Source organism: Ruminococcus sp. 1001136sp1 (genome assembly GCF_039841815.1).
Taxonomy (GTDB): Bacteria; Bacillota; Clostridia; order Lachnospirales; family Lachnospiraceae; genus Blautia_A; species Blautia_A faecis.
The window spans coordinates 113544-131555 of record NZ_JBDPGY010000012.1; the positions used below are offsets into that span (position 1 = coordinate 113544).

Consider the following 18012-nt stretch of genomic DNA (forward strand, 5'->3'; position numbering starts at 1 on the left):
TTATGTTAAGCACTTTATACACATAAGAATCCACATGCAGGCCAGTGCAAAAATGTGCATAAGCCTGTGGATAATGTGGATAATTATTAAATTGCTTGAATTTCCAAGCTTTTTTCAATGTGGATAATTATTTTTGGCAAAAACAGTCTGTGACCGTGGATATGAGAAGGTATGCACGTTTTGCCAGGAAAAACAGATCAGAGACAATAAAAATGGTAAAACAAAAACAGCGGATGCCAGGTCTTAAAAGGACATGACAACCGCTGAAATTGCAATCAATTATTTTCCAAGTAACTGTTCTCCGATTTTAACAACATCTCCGGCACCCATTGTGATCAACAGATCTCCGGCTTCACAATTATTCAGCAGGAAATTCTCAATCTCATCAAAGGTTGGGAAATATTCGCATGGAGTACCAAGCTCCTGGATCCGTGCCTGCAGATCCTTGGAAGAGATTCCAAGATTATCTGTTTCTCTTGCTGCATAAATGTCTGCCAGAACCACATGATCGGCAAGCTTAAGAGCCTGTGCAAATTCCGGAAGAAGAGCCTTGGTACGTGTGTAAGTATGAGGCTGGAATACGCACCACAGCTTCTTGTGTGGATAATTGTGTGCAGCGTTTAAAGTAGCCTGGATTTCTGTTGGATGATGCGCATAATCATCAACAATGGTAACGCCTGCTACTTCGCCTTTATACTGGAAACGGCGATCTGTTCCTGTGAAACTGCCAAGTCCTTTGACAATGACATCATCCGGAATCTGAAGAAGCCGAGCCAGAGCAATTGCTGCCAGGGCATTGGAAACATTGTGGCTGCCAGGAACTTTCAGATAGAAACTGCCGGCCTTTCTGCCATCCTTCAGAACGGTAAAGGATGCATGTCCATATTTGTCATAAGTGATATCTGTGGCCTGATACTGAGCTTCATGCTCCAGACCATATGTAATAATTTTGCATGAAAGGTCTTTGATAATATCCTGATAATGCGGCGTATCCGCATTGATGATCAGGGCTCCGTCTGCGGGAAGCAGCTTGGCAAATTTGCGGAAGGAATGACGGATGTCGTCAATATCCTTAAAAAAGTCCAGATGGTCAGCATCAATGTTCAGGATCACACTGATCTTCGGGAAAAAGCTTAAAAAGCTGTTGGTATACTCACAGGCTTCTGTGACAAATGTTTCGGACTGACCTACTCGGATATTTCCCCCGATAGAAGGAAGAATGCCGCCAACACTGATGGTCGGATCCGCATCTGCTTCCAGAAGAATCTGGGAGATCATGGAAGTAGTGGTGGTCTTGCCATGGGTTCCGGAAACTGCGATTGGGGTATCGTAGTTGCGCATGATCTGACCAAGAAGCTGGGCTCTGGTCAGCATTGGAATGCCTTTTTCCACTGCACTGGCATATTCCGGGTTATCCGGATGAATGGCTGCAGTGTAAACTACAAGTTCTACATCGTCTGTAATATTGGAAGCGCGTTGTCCGTAAAAGATGCGTGCACCTTTCCTGGTAAGGGAATCCGTAAGCGGGCTTTCTTTGGAATCAGAGCCGGAAACCTTGAAGTCCTCGCCGAGAAGGATCTCAGCAAGTCCGCTCATGCTGATTCCGCCAATACCGATAAAATGGATATGAAGCGGTTTATGGAAGTCTATCTGATACATGTTAATCTCCTTATACTAATCATTTTTACAGCGATTCAATATTATTGAAGGGAAAGCCTTCTGAATCGTTATGAATTTTTACAATTACTTTCATTTATTATACCCCGAACTGTGAAAATTGCAAAGTATTTCTTTGGATAGTCGGTAACCAATATAAGATTCGTTACTGTCTACTTCATTCACAGTAACGCGCTTCGCGATGCACAGAAATCATGCAAAGCATGATTTCGCGCCGCAATTCTCGGGTTTTTTGTGAACTTTGTTCACAAAAAACACCTCGTTGAACATTACCAGTGAACAGTAACTAAGATTCCCATTATGGTTCACTCTATGACCGGTAATACGCTTTGCGCTGCATATCATGCCGAATACCTTTTTCAGACAGTCCCCAAAGGACAGTGACACTACTGTGCAAAATGAATAAAAAATAGTGGTCGAAGTTTTATTTGTGTCGAAAAAACATGTACAATAACGATAAAAAAAATAAAATATCAACAAATAATTTGTAAAATATGTTTATTAAACATAGGAAGTATGGTATAATGATAAATCATAACTACAACAAGAGGTGATAGCATGATTAAAAAAGAAATGATTGCCATGCTCTTAGCCGGCGGCCAAGGCAGCAGACTTGGGGTACTGACAGAAAAAGTGGCCAAACCAGCAGTAGCTTTTGGAGGTAAGTACCGTATCATTGATTTTCCGTTAAGTAACTGTATTAATTCAGGAATTGATACAGTTGGAGTCCTGACACAGTATCAGCCTCTAAGACTGAATACCCATATCGGTATCGGTGTTCCGTGGGACCTGGACAGAACTGAAGGCGGTGTAACCGTACTTCCACCTTATGAGAAGAGCACAAACAGCGAGTGGTACACAGGAACAGCCAATGCCATTTTCCAGAATATGGCGTATATGGAGCAGTACAATCCCGATTATGTGCTTATCCTTTCAGGAGATCATATATATAAGATGGATTATGAGGTTATGCTTGACTTCCACAAGGCAAATAAGGCGGATGTGACCATTGCCTGTATGCCTGTACCTATTGAGGAAGCCAGCCGTTTTGGTATCATGGTAACGGATGAGACTTTCCGAGTAACTGAATTTGAGGAGAAACCAGAGCATCCAAGCAGCAATCTGGCGTCTATGGGAATTTATATTTTCAGCTGGCCGGTTCTGAAGGAAGCGCTTTACGCACTGAAGGATCAGCAGAGCTGTGACTTTGGTAAACATATTCTTCCATATTGCAAGGATAAAGGACAGCGCCTTTTTGCCTATGAATACAATGGCTACTGGAAAGATGTTGGAACTCTTGGTTCCTACTGGGAAGCAAATATGGAACTGATTGATATTATTCCTGAGTTTAATCTTTATGAGGAATTCTGGAAGATTTACACCAAGGGCGATATCATCCAGCCACAGTATATTTCAGAGGAGGCCGTTCTGGACAGATGTCTCATCGGTGAAGGCTCTGAAATCTATGGCGAAGTACATAATTCTGTAATCGGACCGAATGTTGTGATCGGAAAAGGCAGTGTGATCCGGGATTCTATTATCATGCGGAATACAATCATCGGTGAGAATGTAGACATGGAAAAGGCAATTGTGGCAGAGGACGTAACCATAGGAAATGACGTGGTTCTTGGCTGCGGCGAGGAAGCACCTAATATAAAGAAACCTGCGGTATATGCATTTGGCATTGCGACCATAGGAGAAGGCTCCGTGATTCCGGATAATGTTAAGATTGGAAAGAACACGGCGATTTCCGGTGTGACCACTCCGGCAGATTATCCGGATGGCATTCTGGAAAGCGGACAGGTAATTGCAACAAAGGACGGTGACAAAGCATGAGAGCAATCGGAATTATTTTAGCCGGCGGTAACAATAACCGCATGAGAGAATTATCAGACAAAAGGGCAATTGCAGCAATGCCTATTGCCGGAAGCTACAGAAGCATAGATTTTGCCCTGAGTAATATGGCGAACTCCCGCATTCAGAAAGTAGCTGTACTGACTCAGTACAATGCACGTTCCCTGAATGAGCATTTAAGCTCCTCCAAATGGTGGGATTTCGGAAGAAAGCAGGGCGGTCTTTTCGTATTTACTCCTACTATCACCAAAGAAAACGGTTTCTGGTATCAGGGAACTGCAGATGCTATTTATCAGAATCTCAATTTCCTGAAGAACAGTCATGAGCCATATGTTGTCATCGCATCTGGTGACTGCGTGTACAAGATGGACTATAACAAGGTTCTGGAATATCACATTGCGAAACGCGCTGACATTACCGTTGTATGCACTACATGTCCGGATCCTTCCGAGGTTGAGCGTTTCGGTGTCCTTCGTATGAATGAGGATTGCAGGATTGAAGAATTTGAGGAGAAACCAATGGTTTCCCCATATAATACTATTTCTACAGGCATTTATGTGATCCGAAGAAGACAGCTGATCGAACTGATTGAGAAGGCTGCACAGGAAGGTCGAAATGACTTCGTAAAAGATATTCTGATCCGTTATAAGAATCTGAAGAGAATCTATGGATATAAGATCGACAGCTACTGGAGCAATATCTCCACTGTTGAATCTTACTATAAGACCAACATGGATTTCCTGAAACCGGAGATCCGTAACTACTTCTTCAAACAGGAGCCGGCAGTTAAGACCAAGATTGATGATCTTCCACCGGCTAAATACAATCCTGGTGCAGATGTTAAGAATTCTCTGATTTCCAGTGGATGTATTGTAAACGGAGTGGTTGAGAACTCTGTCCTGTTTAAAGATGTTTATGTTGGAAATAATTGCGTAATTAAAAATTCCGTAATTTTGAATGATGTATATCTGGGGGATAATACACATATCGAGAATTGTATCGTTGAAAGCCGAGGAACCATCCGGGCAAATTCTTACTACAGCGGGGATGGAGAAGTAGAGATCGTTGTGGAGAAAAATGATAGATATAGCTTGTAATATAATAAGACTTAAAGCGCAGTAAATGCGATTAAGAGGAAAGGGGCAGCAAAAATGAACATTACAGACGTACGGGTGAGAAAGGTTGCAAAGGAGGGGAAGATGAAAGCCGTAGTCTCCATTACCATTGATGAAGAATTTGTAGTACATGACATCAAGGTGATCGAAGGAGAGAAAGGTCTTTTCATCGCAATGCCAAGCCGCAAAGCAACCGATGGAGAATATCGGGATATCGCACATCCTATCAATTCTTCCACTCGTGATAAGATCCAGACGATCATTCTCGAGAAATACCAGGAAGCTGTAGCAGAGGAAGAAGCTGCGGTATAAGAAGTAAAGAGGTTTTTACAACCCCGCATTTTATGGAGAGTTTCATGAAATGCGGGGTGTTTTTTTGCAAAAACATTCCTGTGATTTGCCCAAACTATTTCACGGTATACTGTGCCTGAATTTGTTCTATAACCATGTATTTATTATCTTTCTAGATTCTGGAAAATCGTGAAATATTACGTAAATGTTACAAAAAATTAAATAAAAGTGTTGAAAAAATTACGGAATATGTTATACTTGACCTACGAAAAAAATAACGAGGTGTTTACATAGATGAGATTTAAAAAGATTTTTGCAATGCTGTTAACTGGAATCATGACTGTTTCTATGCCTGGGGCAGTATTTGCTGCTTCTACGGAGGAACAGATCGCTGATGTACAGGCACAGAAAGAAGCTGCGCAGGCAGAACTGGCACAGCAGCAGTCCGACATGGCATCTCTGGAGAGCAAGAAGCAGGAGCTTGAAAGCTATCTGGAAGAGCTGAATGCTCAGTATACAGACCTTACCAACAGTGTATCTGAGCTTGGAATTCAGGCAGCGGAGAAAGAAGAAGAGCTGAAAACCCTGAATACCCAGCTTGAGGAAGCCAAGGCCACAGCGGACAAGCAGTATCAGGATATGAAGAAGCGTATTGTATACATGTATGAGAATGGAAGTGCTTCCATGCTGGAGCTGCTTTTGTCCTCAGAAGATCTGGCTCAGTTTCTGAACCGTGCAGAGAATATAGCCCAGATTTCCCAGTATGACAGAAACATGCTTGCTAAATATAAAGCCCTTCAGGCAGATATCAAGACCCAGGAAGAGCAGGCAGAAGAGGAAGCTCAGAATATTAATGAACTTCTGGCAGAGAAATCTGCCAAACAGCAAGAGGTACAGGCACTTACTGCAAGCACAAATGAGAACATTCAGTCCTATATTTATCAGATCAGTGCCAGCCAGGATGAAATCAGTGCTTTAAATACACAGATCAGTAATGCAGACAGCAGTATTTACAGCCTTTTGCAGGCTGCAGAGGCAGAGAAAGCAGCCCAGGAGGCGCAGGTAGCCCAGGAAGCTGAGGCTGCCGCCCAGTCACCAAGTGACGGGGGAAACTATGGCACAGAGGAATCCTACGATGACTACAGCGAGTCTGAAAGTGATTCCAATCAGGACGCAGATGACAGCAGTGCCTATGATGATTCTTATACCGAGTCATCGGACAGCAGTGAAAGCTCCGACAGTTCTTCCGAGGGCAGCAGTTCATCTTCACAGGGAACCTACCTTGGAACCTTTACTCTCACCGCATACTGTAACTGTGCACAGTGCTGCGGAACAGCAGGAAACCTGACAGCCAGCGGAACTGTTCCTACAGCGGGAAGAACCGTTGCCATGGCTGGTGTGCCATTCGGAACTCAGCTCCTGATCAATGGAAATGTGTATACAGTGGAGGATCTTGGAACACCTTACGGACATGTGGATATTTATTTTAACAGCCATTCAGAGGCACTTGCATTTGGACTTCAGAGTGCGGAGGTTTACAGACTGAATTAAGGAAAAAGAATACGCCCTGACAGGATTAAGATCATTAAAATCTTCTGCCTGTCAGGGCATTTGTCTGCAATAATATATAGGGGGGATTGTTATAAATACGGTTCTCCCGGAATTTCCGGATAGCTTCCCATTCCGATCAGCAGTTCCAGGCCGATCTGTCTTGCCTGGAGTACAGCCTCTTTCACAGCACTGGCATCTCCGGAGAGGGCAAGGATAACTTCATTGGAATGGCTTGTACCGATACTCGGTGTCATATAGCGTGTAATATGAACTGCAGAAGCCTTCATTGCAGTGTCTGCCATTACAAGTCCAATCGCTGCCGGAGAACCTGCCATGAATCCGAAAGCTTCCCCTGGAACTGCGTGAAAGGCCATGGCAAGAGCACCGCCTGCATTGGCTGAAAAAGCAAACTCCAAATGACCGGATTCGCTGATATATAATTCTCCTGCATACTTATTAGTTAGTTCCAGCGCCAGCGAAATAGCGTGGCGCACATCTGAAACATCATTTCCGCCAATCACAATATAGTTGCCGTGTCCACCCCAGCCTTTGGTATCCCGTGGAAATTCAATGGAAAGAACCTCTGTGCCAGTGGCTTTCACCGCATCATCGACAGCAGTGATCTGACCTGCTGCACCTGTACGGGAACTGAAAAGTCCAAGGGTATGATAGCGTGTCCCTATATTCATTTCCTTTAAAAGAGTATCATCAACTCCTGAAATTACAAGTCCGATGGTATCCAGAACAGCAGTTCCCACAAATTCAGTGCGGGCGCATTTGGTACTGATACTGTGTACGTCCATGGAAAAAACCTCCGTAGCATTACTTTTCCTTAGTTTAACATGATTAAGGGAAATTGAAAAGCTGTTTATCTATAATATTGCGCCTGCGCCGTCCATAGTTGGAAATATTTTCCACTTTTATCGGCAGCAAGCTCCTGGTGAGTTCCAGTCTGAATCACAGATCCTTCATGAAATACAACTATTTTATCGCAAAATTTGCAGGAAGACAGACGATGACTGATATAAATGGCAGTTTTATCGCCTGTTATTTCATTAAATTTTTCATATATTTCAGCTTCCGCAATGGGATCAAGAGCTGCAGTCGGTTCGTCCAATATAATAAAAGGGGCATTCTTATAAATAGCTCTTGCAATAGCTATTTTCTGAGCCTCTCCGCCGGAAATGATAATTCCCTTTTTATTGAAATCCTTGTAGAGATAAGTATTCAGACCTTCTGGCATTGTGGAAAGGCGATTGTAAAATCCGGATTTCTTTAGAGCACTTTTTACTTCTTCTTCGTCATAATTGATTTTGGCGGCTACATTTTCTCCAAGAGTCAGGGAAAAAAGTTTGAAGTCCTGAAATACCACGGAAAAAATCATCATATATTCTTTGTAATTATATTTTCGGATATCGATTCCGTTAAGAAGAATTTTTCCTTCTGTAGGATCGTAAAGGCGACATAGGAGTTTGATAAACGTAGTCTTTCCACTTCCATTCATACCAACGACAGCCAGCTTCTGACCGATTTTAAATTTCAAATTAATATTTCGAAGGGCATATTGTTCACATCCCGGATATCGGAAAGAAACATTTCGAAATTCTATTTCATACTTTCGGTCACTGCGTTTTTCAGTAGTCAGGCTTCCCTGATACATGTTATTGGGAATGTCCAGAAATTCAAATGTCTGTTTCAGAAAAACAGCATTGTTTTGCATATCTTCAATGGTGGAGATACAGCCGGATACACTTGAATATATTTTCGTAATAGAGGAAATATATTTTGTAACCGCTCCGATTCCAAAGGCACCTGTCCAGGCTTTTAAGCATACAAAAACATAGGCAATCCCTGTGAAAATTACAGATACTGCGGAAGACGCTGCCATGTAAAATCCAACAGGTCCCTTTCCATATCTGGCAAATAATCCCTTGGAACCGAAAGGATTTTCTTTGCTCAGATTATGCTTTTCGCATATTTTTTCCTGTTGGTAAATCCGCATATCCGCTGCCTTTTTGCTATCATAGCCCAGACGTCCGTAATATGCAAACAAACGATTGGAAAAGGTATGCAGATCTGCACTTCTGACCCAGTATTTTCCTGCCTTTCCAGCGAGTACAGGCGAAAACCAGGTAATCAGTACCATAACAGAAATTATGGCTGTTACACATACCGGATTGTTAAGAATAACAAGTTTTTCTGCTGTTTTTGGAATCTGGCTGGTGAAAAGGGAAATGGTCATGGATAAGCCACAAATGATCGAAAATCCTTCTGAACACAGAGCTTCATAATTTAACAGAACATTGTATAGTCCCCACCCAGGTCCATTGAGATTTTGAATAATGGAAGAATATAACTCCATAGTTTTGCTATCATCTAAATCACAGTAATCCATATCAAAAAGTTTTTCGCACAAAATTCGCTTGATTTTCATTCCAAGACCTGCGCTCCAAGTCCTTTTCCATTTTTTAAGAAATGCAGATATCAAGCTGATTCCTGCTCCGGATAATAAAGTAATCGTTACCAGAAAACGAATGCGGTCAGGGCTTCGGTCGCCTGCAAGTTCTTCAATAACAAGTGCAGATAAATATATGATTATATAGGGAGTCAGTGCTTTCCAGATGGTCAGACTGATTTGGGAAAGAATTAATTTTGGATAATATCGGTAAAAAAGCTTATATGATCTGTGATTAAGCTGCAGTGCTTCTTTTAACGATATGTTTTTCTCATTTGTCTTCATTTTCCCCATCTCCTTCCCTGTAATATTTGCTTTGAACCTCATAGAGAGCAGCGTATTTTCCACTTTGCCTTAACAGCTCTTCGTGAGTTCCTTCTTCCTGTATTTCTCCCTGCTCCAGCATTAAGATTCTGCTGCAGAATCTGGTAGAAGCGAGCCGATGGGAGATATAAACTGAGGATTTTCCTTTTGTCATTTCGTCATATTTCTGATAAATGTCTGCTTCAGCAATGGAATCGAGTGCGGCAGTTGGTTCGTCCAATATAATAAAAGGGGCATCTTTATATAATGCGCGGGCGAGCATAAGGCGCTGTGTTTCTCCACCCGAAAACATAATTGCATTTTTGTAAACCTCACGATTCAGAAAGGTTTGATACTTATCTGGAAGAGCTTCTATTTTTGGAAGCAAGCCGGCTTTTTTGATACAATTTTTCACCTGTTTCAGGTCGAAATTTTCTGTTTGCGCCACATTTTCTGCAATGGTTCCCGCTAACAATGAAAAATCCTGAAACACTGCCGAGAACAGCTTATAATAGTCTTTTCTGTTATAGTTTCGGATATCTGTTCCATTCAATTTTACCTGTCCCTTTGTGGGATCAAGAAACCCACAGATTATTTTGATCAACGTAGTTTTTCCAGCACCATTAAGACCTACAACTGCCAGATTTTCTCCTGGATGTAAGGTAAGATTTATATTTTTTAAAGTATCTGTTTCAGCTCCTGGATAGCGAAATGAAACATTTTCCAAAACAATTTCATAATTATTTTTAGCGTTCTGATTTAAGGTAAGTCCATCTTTGAAACGGAATAATTCCGGATAATCCAGACATTCCCGGACCGTGGAAATATCAAGAGACTGTCGGTGCAATGTGCCAAGTCCTTCCAGAATTCCTGTAATCCAGCCTGAAAAACTGTCCACTGCAGTAAAATAAAGCAAAAAAGCAGGCACATCAAGACCGCGGTATAATACCAAATAAATTAAATATGCGTAGACCGCTCCATTGCGCAGAAAAGTAAAAGTCAAATCTGCAATTCCAGCCCAGATATAAACATTTTCTGCTTTTCGATGAAATGCTGTAAATTCCCTGGCTGTTTTGCTGTATAATTCTTCCAGCCAGAAACGAAGACCGAAAATGCGGATATCTTTTGCTGCACCAAAGTCAGCTGCACGGTTTAATAAATATGCCATTTGATGTATATATTCAGCTTCTTCCTCCCGATGTTGATACTTATATTCATCTAATCTTTGAGAGATAAAATAACTGATTCCGGCAGTTGACAGAATGACCAAAATCAGAATTGGATGAATTTGTGTAAGAAGACCGGCGTAAATAAAAAAACAGACAATATTGATCAAAAGTACAGTTAGTGTATTCCAGATTGCTTCAGTGGCCTGATCGTTATTGTCCGTATATTCGGCCGATTTGGTCAGTAATTTTTTGAATTTCATATCGTCTATATTGGGATAAGATGTTGTGGATGCTTTTTTGTTTAAAAGATTTACAATCTCACAACGGACACTGATCCGTCCGCAAATTACGTTTTGATTTGCATAAGCCAATGCAGCTGATACCAGCATTATCATAAGCACAAAAATTACAATTGTAAAAAGCAGTTCCTGAATGGAAACATGATTTTCTATTGCACTTAATATGACAGGAGAAACATAAAGGTTAAGAAGGTTCTGTATAATGGTTAACAGTGCGATAAAAAAGCTGATCACCAGAACTTTCTTCTCCTGAGAAGTGCAGGCAAGTTTAATCATGAACCATATATTTTGAAAAGTACTGTATTTTGATACAGGATTTTTTTGAAACATGATTTTCCCTTCTTTCTTATTTTTCTTTTGATACCAGATTGCTACGTGCTTTGCACTCCCGCAATCTTCAAAAACATTCGTAATCCGCTCATTTTTCTTCGGAAAATGGCTACTTACTCATGTTTTTTGCGGGTCAAGAGGTCAAAAATCCTCTTGCAAGCGAGCTTGCATCGGCTTTTTGACCTTTTGACTCTGGTATCATTAAAAAGATTCTTAATATGATTTTACCAGAAAAAATATCCCCGGATTAAACCGGGGATGAATTGCATGTTTCGGGGGATGAATTATAACTGGGGCAGTAAAATCTCAGTGGTAAAGGCGCCCTCTTCACTGTTTCGGCTGATATATCCATCAGATCGCTTTACTATATCATCAATACGGATCAGCCCCAGACCATGACCATCACCTTTTGTACTTTTAAAAAGATTTCCCTGTTTTTTCAACTTCTTTCCCGCTGTAAAATTAGTGAAAGAAATGTATAACTGCGTGTTTTTCATGTCCATATAAATGCGGATCAGTCGTTTTTCTTTGGGAAGCTGCAGGCTGGCTTCTATGGCATTGTCAAATAAATTTCCGATAATACAGCAAAGATCAATCCCAGAGGAATTCAGCTTAACAGGAATGTCAGCATCTGCAATTACCTGAATATCTTTGGACCGTGCCAGTGATATTTTAGAATTTAAAATAGCATCTGTCATGGCATTTCCGGTTTTTACCACAGTATCAACTGTGGTAAGATCCTTGTCAAGAAGATCGAGATAATGTCTGATTGCGTCCCAGTTTTCTGTGGCTGCATAAGCCTTCATTGTTTGGATATGATTGCGATAATCATGGCGCCAGCCTCGCATCTGGCGGTACATATTATCAACCTCCTGATAGTGAGTTTCAATCAGTTCCTTCTGATATGCAGCCATTTTTTTAGCTGCTTTTTTCGAAAATAAATGCATTTCAATCTCCCAAATCAGTCCATATTAATGATTGCCCGGTTAACCTTCTCATAAGCGCCGCGTGGAAGGGGGATTATACTTCCATCCTGCAAATAAATCTCTTTTTTTGTAACCCGGCTGATTTTTTTCAGATTTATCAAAGCAGAACGTCCCGCTCTGAAAAAATGAGAATCCAGCTTTTTTTCCAATTCGCTTAAGGTCATTTTCAGGGTGATAGTCTGTTGACTGTGAATCGTAATATAATTGCTGTTTACCTCTGCATAATTGATCTGACAGATTGGCAGACGAATCATCTCACCCTGACTGATTATGTTAAGAACCTTCTCATTTTTGATAAGCTTCGTGACTGCACGGTCAAGAACTGTAAAGAACTTCTCTTCTTGTAGAGGCTTCATCAGATAGTGAAGGGCATCTACTTCATATCCGTCAGAAATATAGTCTGCGTATCCGGTGATGAATATAATTTGTACGGTATGATTATCCTGCCGCAGCTTCCTTGCCATGGTAACACCATCCATAGCGCCCATTTCTATATCAAGGAGAAGGATGTCAAAATCTTTTTTCTCGGCATAATGAAACAAAAAATTTTCGGCTGATGTAAATTCTGAAATCTGTATATGATAACTGTTATGACTGCCCCATATTTCGCACAGAGAAGAAAGATAATTTCTGTCTGTGGCAAGGTCATCACAAATTGCAATTTTATATGTTTGACACAATTTTTTAATCCTCCATTTTACAGAAGTATAGCACGTATGCGGGAAACATGTCCAGATTCTTCACGAAGAGAATTGTAAACCAAAAATAAATAATAGGTTGACAATTGTAACGTAACTGTGTTAGATTGTATCTGACAAAAATAATATTTACTCGAGGAGGAGAATATGAGTACCGTAACCGCAACAAAGACAAAAACATACGACCTGGCATACATAGCTATTTTCGCCGTACTGATCGCAATCTGTTCCTGGATTTCCATTCCGATGACAGTGCCGTTTACATTACAGACATTTGGTGTATTTATGGCTGTTGGTGTGCTTGGTGGAAAGAGAGGCAGCCTGGCTGTACTGGTTTACATTTTACTTGGAGTTATTGGTGTTCCCGTATTTGCAGGATTTTCAGGAGGACTTGGTATTCTTCTTAACAATACCGGCGGTTACATCATCGGATTTCTTTTCTCCGCCCTGGTAATGTGGGCAATGGAATCCCTCTGGGGCAAAAAGCCTGTTATTCAGATTCTTTCCATGGTAGTCGGCCTGATCGTCTGCTATGCAATGGGAACTATCTGGTTTATGGTTGTATACACACGTACAACAGGAGCTGTTGGAATTGGAACCGTACTGGGCTGGTGCGTAATTCCATTTATCATTCCTGATCTTGTGAAGATTGCTTTGGCATTTGTTTTGTCCAGAAGGGTACGTAAGCTTGTACCAATGCAGTAAAAAAGAACGTCAGACATATCCCATTCGCCCTCACCACGGGATGTGCCTGGCGTTTTTTATCGGAAATGGCTACAGCACTGGATTTACAGCCCATATGCAGGAAATGCTGGAGCTTTTTACAAAAGGGGCAGATGTTTGTCTCACAGTAAAAACTGACGAAATCTGCTCAGCCTGTCCAAACAATAGCCAGGGAATCTGCGAGGCAGCCGAGAAGGTGAAAAGATATGACAATGCAGTGCTGGCAGAATGCGGCTTAAAAGAAGGTCAGAAACTTGCATTCCCGGAATTTACCGAAGCAGTACAGAAAAAAATCATTGAAACGGGAAAAAGAACGAAAATCTGCGGCGATTGCCAGTGGAACCGGATCTGCCAGGAACAGCCGAGTCGGTGGAGTAAATGAAGAGGCAGTGAATTATGTTTATAAAAACATCTTTCGGAATTTTACAGGTGGATAGCAATAAAGTAAACCCAGTTTCGAAAGAATAAATTCACCAGCTCTTGTGGGAAAATTGGGGACTGTCGGGCCAGCCCCCTTTCTCTTTAGTCCTGTAAGCTTTCGCGGACACGCTTCAAGTCACGTTCTAGCTTTTTCTGAAGCTTCTCATATTCCTGATTCTTTAGTAAACTTAACAACTCTTCCAGTTTGATCTCTTCTTTTCGTAAGTCATCTTTAAATTGGATGTCAGTTGGCATGTAGAAATCCTCCATCATATGAAACACCGTCCTTACTATAATTATTATGATATAACTATTGTAACGGTATTTGAACGGTGTGTAAAGCCTATAGTTGCTTTCTGTGCGCAGATTATAGTATTAAAATGGAATATAGCTTTCGAAAGAAAGCAAATAGAATTTCTTAAATATAAAGATTTATCTTATAAGATGAATATAGAATAGCTTATAAAAATACTTTTTTCAAGAAAAACAGTTTGACAAAAATCGACAAAATCTCTGCGTCCCGAACGAGCACCTACGCAAACTAATAGCCTCTTCGAGGCTATTGTGGGGGGGAGTTGGTGCAGTAATGCTTGGTTTTTTGATAAAAAACAGTCATTTTCCTTAGAGGAAAAATATTATTCGTAAAATTCGTAAAGTTCCTAAAACCATTCATTTTTAGAACTCAGTAAATGAGCATAAAAAACACCGAAACCCTTGATTCCTCAAGAATTTCGGCGCCCCTGCCAAGTAGTCGAAGTGACGGGATTCGAACCCACGACCTCTGCGTCCCGAACGCAGCGCTCTACCAAACTGAGCCACACTTCGTCAACTGCAAGTGATATTATACATAGAATATACTGGCTTGTCAACAGAAAAATTGAAAAAATTCAAAAAATTTCAAAAAGAATTGAAATTAACCAGGTCTTATTTGGGGAGAGGCAATTAAATTAATTCATTTGAACAGATGTTCCAAGTGAAACAGAATGCGTTTTTATGAATGAAAATTCTGTTTTTTCATATACATTAATGAGTGAGATGCATAAAAAGGGGAGGGCGTCAGTTGGTGGGATATCGGCGTTTTATCGCATATGTATATGAATACCGAAAAGGGAAAAAGGAAGATAATTGTGGCTTTATGAAGGTGGAAGTGAGAAATCACATGTGTACAATTGAACCACATCTTCAGGTAGGAAACCTGGCAGCAGGAGAAGTGTGCAAAGTATATGGATTTGTGCGAAAAGAGGGACTGATGAATGGAATTTTGCTGGGCTGCTGCAAAACGGAGGCAAATAGAATCGAATGTCTGGTGGAAACAGACGGAATGGATATGGGGGGCTCGGGAATTCCTCTGGAAAAAATGGGAGGTATGATTTTGCTTACAGAATCGGGAGGCTTTTTTGGAACAGAGTGGGATGACCAGACAATCCGCCCGGAGAATTTTAAGGAAAGTATAATAAAGAAAGAAGAAACTGGTACCGTATGTGAAATAATAAAAGAGAAAGCAGAAGAAAAGCTGGAGAATGAAAGCAAGCCGGAAACAGATTCCACACCTGATTTAGATGACAGGCATGAAGTGGAGGATGTGGTGGAACAAATGCAGGATGATCTGCTGGAAGCAGAAGAAATGATAAGTGATGAACCACAAGCAAAAGATGAGCCAACCGTGGGGGAAATATGGGAAGCAGAGCAAAAAATTACCTGTAGAGTAAATACAAAACAAGAGGAAAAGGAGAAAACCATAGCACTTCCATTTGGTCAGCCCTTCTGCCCGTTCCAAGACAGCGATCTGAACCAGTGCTGGAAAATTACACCCCAGGATCTGGTCCATTTTCCAAGAAGACAATGCGCCCTTCGCAACAACCGTTTTTTGCAATACGGATACTACAATTTCGGACATCTCCTTCTGTGCCACAGATCAAATGGCCGGTACATACTTGGTGTACCCGGAAGCTACGACCAGCAGGAACAGTTTATGGCAGGCATGTTCGGCTTTTCCTGCTTCAAAGAAAGCAACTGTATCAAGGTGAAAAAAGGCAGGGGAGGGTACTGGTACCGTGCGATTGATCCACCTGCCGGTTGTTAAAATTGACATCCCTGTGCGAACTGCCTATAATAAAGCTATTGCCGCTGCGGCGCCTGAAATGAAAATGACAGCGCAGCGGCAAAAATGCCGAGATTCACCATAAAGTAGTAGAAAGTAAAGGTAAAAAATGCTTACAGATCAGGAACGTTATATGAAAGAGGCAATTCGCCAGGCAAAGAAAGCCCGGGCATTGGAAGAGGTGCCAATTGGCTGTGTGATCGTTTGCAACGGGCAGATCATTGCAAGAGGCTATAATCGGAGAAACACGGACAAGAATACCCTTTCTCACGCAGAATTGAACGCGATTAAAAAGGCAAGCAAAAAATTAGGAGACTGGAGACTGGAAGGCTGCACGATGTATGTAACCTTAGAGCCTTGCCAGATGTGCGCCGGAGCGCTTATGCAGTCCAGAATTGACCGTGTGGTTATCGGCAGCATGAATCCAAAAGCAGGATGTGCCGGTTCTGTGCTGAATCTTTTGGAAATGGATGGCTTTAACCACAAGGTAGAAGTAATCCGCGGTGTTCTTCAGGAAGAGTGTTCCATCATGCTTTCCGATTTTTTTCGCGAGCTTCGGGAAAAGAAGAAAATGCTGAAAAAATCTTTGGCAGAGCAGGTTGGAAAATCAGAAAATTAGTGGTATGATAAAAAACAAAGCAAAAAATACATCAAGTCGTCTGAAATGCCACAGGATGAAAGAATTATGATTTGATGGAACGTTGTGGAACATTATGTAAACAACCACATAGAAAATGACAGGAGGAAAATACAATGGAACTTGAAGCATTGAGAAAAGACATGGTAGCTGCCATGAAAGCAAAGGATAAAGTAACAAAGGATGCAGTCTCTTCCCTGATTTCCGCAGTGAAGAAGGTGGCAATCGACGAAGGCTGCCGTGACGATATCAGTGGCGAACTGGTTGACCGTGTTATCCTGAAAGAGCTGAAATCTGTGAAAGAGCAGATCGACACCTGTCCGGAATCCAGACAGGATCTGAAAGATGAATATCAGGCAAGATATGATGTGATTGCGAAATACGCTCCAAAGCTGATGGACGCTTCTGAGATCAAGGCTTACCTTACAGAGAAACATGCAGACCTGATCGCTTCTGGAAACAAAGGACAGATCATGAAGACTATTATGCCAGAGCTGAAGGGCAAGGCTGACGGCAAGGTGATCAATCAGGTCGTAGCGGAGCTGTGCAAATGATTTTTCACAGCTTGCATTCAAAATAGAATAGCAAACTAAAAATAGGACACATATTGTAAAAATGGCGTGAACAACACATTCACAGCCCTGATACAATATGTGTCTTTTTGTTTGCCTGGGGCGTACCGCGCCAGAGCCTGTTTGAAAAAGCATTCCAGTAATTTGCCCGCCCCATTTTGCAGAAATCTTTTTTAACACAAAAAAAGAACGTCCTCACAGACGTTCCACAATCCTCTTCTTTCGCGCGCCGCACCTCGGAATGGTCTCACAGACGTTACCTCTACAGTTAACTCAGCCCAGGCACCCTCACGGCACACAGGAGATTCTACTTAGTGCTGCTACATTCCTGTCCTGACACGGTTCATAGAGTCCTGTTGCGTAAGACCCAAACGTCAACGCCACTTATAAAGGGCAGCTCCACAAGATACAAGCCTCAGATTGGCATCACCCCTGCTGTAGCGGATTGCAGGTACAGGGCACCGCTATCTCCCCGGCTGCGCGGAATTTAATTATAAAGGAAGACTGTGGATTTGTCAAGCCACTGCTGCAAAACAGCAAAAAAATTTAATGTATTGTCAAGCCGGCGTTACTGTTCACTGGTAACATTCCGCGAGGTGTTTTTTGTGAACAAAGTTCACAGAAAACCCGAGAATTGCGGCGCGAAATCATGCGAATGCATGATTTCTGTGCATCGCGAAGCGCGTTACTGGTCACGGAGTGAACAGTAACAAGCCGGCTCCAGAAATATCTGGTTGCAAATTACTTGTTGTGTCAGAACGGGAAATATTATATAATATAAACAAACTTGCCCCGCGATTTTTACGCTGCCCAGACGTAACAGAACAGCGG

At 41.7% G+C, this 18012-nt stretch carries 16 protein-coding genes, 1 tRNA gene and 1 other RNA gene; 9 read left to right on the forward strand and 9 right to left on the reverse strand.

The window, feature by feature from the left end:
• Nucleotides 1-279: 279 nt before the first annotated feature.
• Nucleotides 280-1659, reverse strand: a complete 1380-nt coding sequence (gene murC / locus ABHC48_RS12410; RefSeq protein ID WP_195699641.1) for a UDP-N-acetylmuramate--L-alanine ligase — start codon at nt 1657-1659, stop codon at nt 280-282.
• Between the two features lie 576 nt (nt 1660-2235).
• Between murC and ABHC48_RS12415 the strand changes: the two genes are divergently transcribed.
• The 4 genes from ABHC48_RS12415 to ABHC48_RS12430 all read left to right on the forward strand — a co-directional run bounded on the left by ABHC48_RS12415 (nt 2236) and on the right by ABHC48_RS12430 (nt 6488).
• Nucleotides 2236-3513: a glucose-1-phosphate adenylyltransferase gene (locus ABHC48_RS12415; RefSeq protein ID WP_173769802.1), complete on the forward strand. Its 1278-nt coding sequence runs from the start codon at nt 2236-2238 to the stop codon at nt 3511-3513.
• Nucleotides 3510-4628: a glucose-1-phosphate adenylyltransferase subunit GlgD gene (glgD, locus tag ABHC48_RS12420; RefSeq protein ID WP_195477741.1), complete on the forward strand. Its 1119-nt coding sequence runs from the start codon at nt 3510-3512 to the stop codon at nt 4626-4628. Before ABHC48_RS12415 ends, glgD begins: the two co-directional genes overlap by 4 nt.
• A gap of 54 nt (nt 4629-4682) precedes the next feature.
• Nucleotides 4683-4958, forward strand: a complete 276-nt coding sequence (gene spoVG / locus ABHC48_RS12425) for a septation regulator SpoVG (RefSeq protein WP_173715856.1) — start codon at nt 4683-4685, stop codon at nt 4956-4958.
• Nucleotides 4959-5231: 273 nt separating this feature from the next.
• Nucleotides 5232-6488: a hypothetical protein gene (locus ABHC48_RS12430; RefSeq protein ID WP_195699642.1), complete on the forward strand. Its 1257-nt coding sequence runs from the start codon at nt 5232-5234 to the stop codon at nt 6486-6488.
• An 89-nt stretch (nt 6489-6577) separates the two neighbouring features.
• Here the strand turns inward: ABHC48_RS12430 and pduB are convergent, their stop codons facing one another.
• The 5 genes from pduB to ABHC48_RS12455 form a co-directional block, all read right to left on the reverse strand.
• The gene (pduB, locus tag ABHC48_RS12435; protein ID WP_173769799.1) at nt 6578-7291 is read right to left on the reverse strand and encodes a microcompartment protein PduB; all 714 of its coding nucleotides are present in this window, start codon (nt 7289-7291) and stop codon (nt 6578-6580) included.
• Between the two features lie 65 nt (nt 7292-7356).
• A complete protein-coding gene (locus ABHC48_RS12440; protein WP_195699643.1) occupies nt 7357-9228 on the reverse strand; it encodes an ABC transporter ATP-binding protein in 1872 nt (623 codons plus the stop codon).
• Nucleotides 9215-11044, reverse strand: a complete 1830-nt coding sequence (locus ABHC48_RS12445; protein ID WP_195699644.1) for an ABC transporter ATP-binding protein — start codon at nt 11042-11044, stop codon at nt 9215-9217. The genes ABHC48_RS12440 and ABHC48_RS12445 overlap by 14 nt, the downstream gene beginning before the upstream one ends.
• 284 nt (nt 11045-11328) lie before the next feature.
• Nucleotides 11329-11991, reverse strand: a complete 663-nt coding sequence (locus ABHC48_RS12450; protein ID WP_195699645.1) for a GHKL domain-containing protein — start codon at nt 11989-11991, stop codon at nt 11329-11331.
• A gap of 14 nt (nt 11992-12005) precedes the next feature.
• Entirely contained in the window at nt 12006-12710 is a 705-nt protein-coding gene (locus tag ABHC48_RS12455; protein WP_195699646.1) for a LytTR family DNA-binding domain-containing protein, read from the reverse strand.
• Nucleotides 12711-12875: 165 nt separating this feature from the next.
• Here ABHC48_RS12455 and ABHC48_RS12460 point away from each other — a divergent pair, with 165 nt between their 5' ends.
• Both ABHC48_RS12460 and ABHC48_RS12465 read left to right on the forward strand, forming a co-directional pair.
• Entirely contained in the window at nt 12876-13433 is a 558-nt protein-coding gene (locus ABHC48_RS12460) for a biotin transporter BioY (protein ID WP_118577975.1), read from the forward strand.
• Nucleotides 13417-13833, forward strand: a complete 417-nt coding sequence (locus tag ABHC48_RS12465) for a DUF1284 domain-containing protein (RefSeq protein WP_306467730.1) — start codon at nt 13417-13419, stop codon at nt 13831-13833. The genes ABHC48_RS12460 and ABHC48_RS12465 overlap by 17 nt, the downstream gene beginning before the upstream one ends.
• Before the next feature lie 140 nt (nt 13834-13973).
• On the opposite strand, the gene ABHC48_RS12470 is transcribed toward ABHC48_RS12465, so the two are convergent.
• Together ABHC48_RS12470 and ABHC48_RS12475 are read right to left on the reverse strand one after the other, a co-directional pair.
• Nucleotides 13974-14126: a hypothetical protein gene (locus ABHC48_RS12470; RefSeq protein ID WP_173715862.1), complete on the reverse strand. Its 153-nt coding sequence runs from the start codon at nt 14124-14126 to the stop codon at nt 13974-13976.
• A 496-nt stretch (nt 14127-14622) separates the two neighbouring features.
• Nucleotides 14623-14696: transfer RNA gene (locus ABHC48_RS12475), tRNA-Pro, on the reverse strand.
• Nucleotides 14697-14934: 238 nt separating this feature from the next.
• Between ABHC48_RS12475 and ABHC48_RS12480 the strand changes: the two genes are divergently transcribed.
• From ABHC48_RS12480 to ABHC48_RS12490, 3 genes are all read left to right on the forward strand, one after another.
• The gene (locus tag ABHC48_RS12480) at nt 14935-15954 is read left to right on the forward strand and encodes a DUF6128 domain-containing protein (RefSeq protein ID WP_272067032.1); all 1020 of its coding nucleotides are present in this window, start codon (nt 14935-14937) and stop codon (nt 15952-15954) included.
• 127 nt (nt 15955-16081) lie between these two features.
• Complete coding sequence (gene tadA / locus ABHC48_RS12485; protein ID WP_118577972.1) at nt 16082-16591, forward strand: tRNA adenosine(34) deaminase TadA; 510 nt, start codon at nt 16082-16084, stop codon at nt 16589-16591.
• Nucleotides 16592-16725: 134 nt separating this feature from the next.
• On the forward strand, nt 16726-17163 hold the full coding sequence (locus ABHC48_RS12490; RefSeq protein ID WP_118577971.1) for a GatB/YqeY domain-containing protein: 438 nt from the start codon (nt 16726-16728) through the stop codon (nt 17161-17163).
• 240 nt (nt 17164-17403) lie between these two features.
• Here ABHC48_RS12490 and ffs read toward each other — a convergent pair.
• An RNA gene (gene ffs / locus ABHC48_RS12495) (signal recognition particle sRNA large type) lies at nt 17404-17665 on the reverse strand.
• Nucleotides 17666-18012 lie beyond the last annotated feature (347 nt).

Coding starts and splice junctions, on each gene's coding strand:
- tadA (WP_118577972.1), top strand. CDS start 16,082: ATGCTTACAGATCAGGAACGTTATATGAAAGAGGCAATTCGCCAGGCA.
- ABHC48_RS12460 (WP_118577975.1), top strand. CDS start 12,876: ATGAGTACCGTAACCGCAACAAAGACAAAAACATACGACCTGGCATAC.
- ABHC48_RS12415 (WP_173769802.1), top strand. CDS start 2,236: ATGATTAAAAAAGAAATGATTGCCATGCTCTTAGCCGGCGGCCAAGGC.
- ABHC48_RS12470 (WP_173715862.1), bottom strand. CDS start 14,126: ATGCCAACTGACATCCAATTTAAAGATGACTTACGAAAAGAAGAGATC.
- spoVG (WP_173715856.1), top strand. CDS start 4,683: ATGAACATTACAGACGTACGGGTGAGAAAGGTTGCAAAGGAGGGGAAG.
- ABHC48_RS12445 (WP_195699644.1), bottom strand. CDS start 11,044: ATGTTTCAAAAAAATCCTGTATCAAAATACAGTACTTTTCAAAATATA.
- ABHC48_RS12430 (WP_195699642.1), top strand. CDS start 5,232: ATGAGATTTAAAAAGATTTTTGCAATGCTGTTAACTGGAATCATGACT.
- pduB (WP_173769799.1), bottom strand. CDS start 7,291: ATGGACGTACACAGTATCAGTACCAAATGCGCCCGCACTGAATTTGTG.
- ABHC48_RS12490 (WP_118577971.1), top strand. CDS start 16,726: ATGGAACTTGAAGCATTGAGAAAAGACATGGTAGCTGCCATGAAAGCA.
- glgD (WP_195477741.1), top strand. CDS start 3,510: ATGAGAGCAATCGGAATTATTTTAGCCGGCGGTAACAATAACCGCATG.
- murC (WP_195699641.1), bottom strand. CDS start 1,659: ATGTATCAGATAGACTTCCATAAACCGCTTCATATCCATTTTATCGGT.
- ABHC48_RS12450 (WP_195699645.1), bottom strand. CDS start 11,991: ATGCATTTATTTTCGAAAAAAGCAGCTAAAAAAATGGCTGCATATCAG.
- ABHC48_RS12440 (WP_195699643.1), bottom strand. CDS start 9,228: ATGAAGACAAATGAGAAAAACATATCGTTAAAAGAAGCACTGCAGCTT.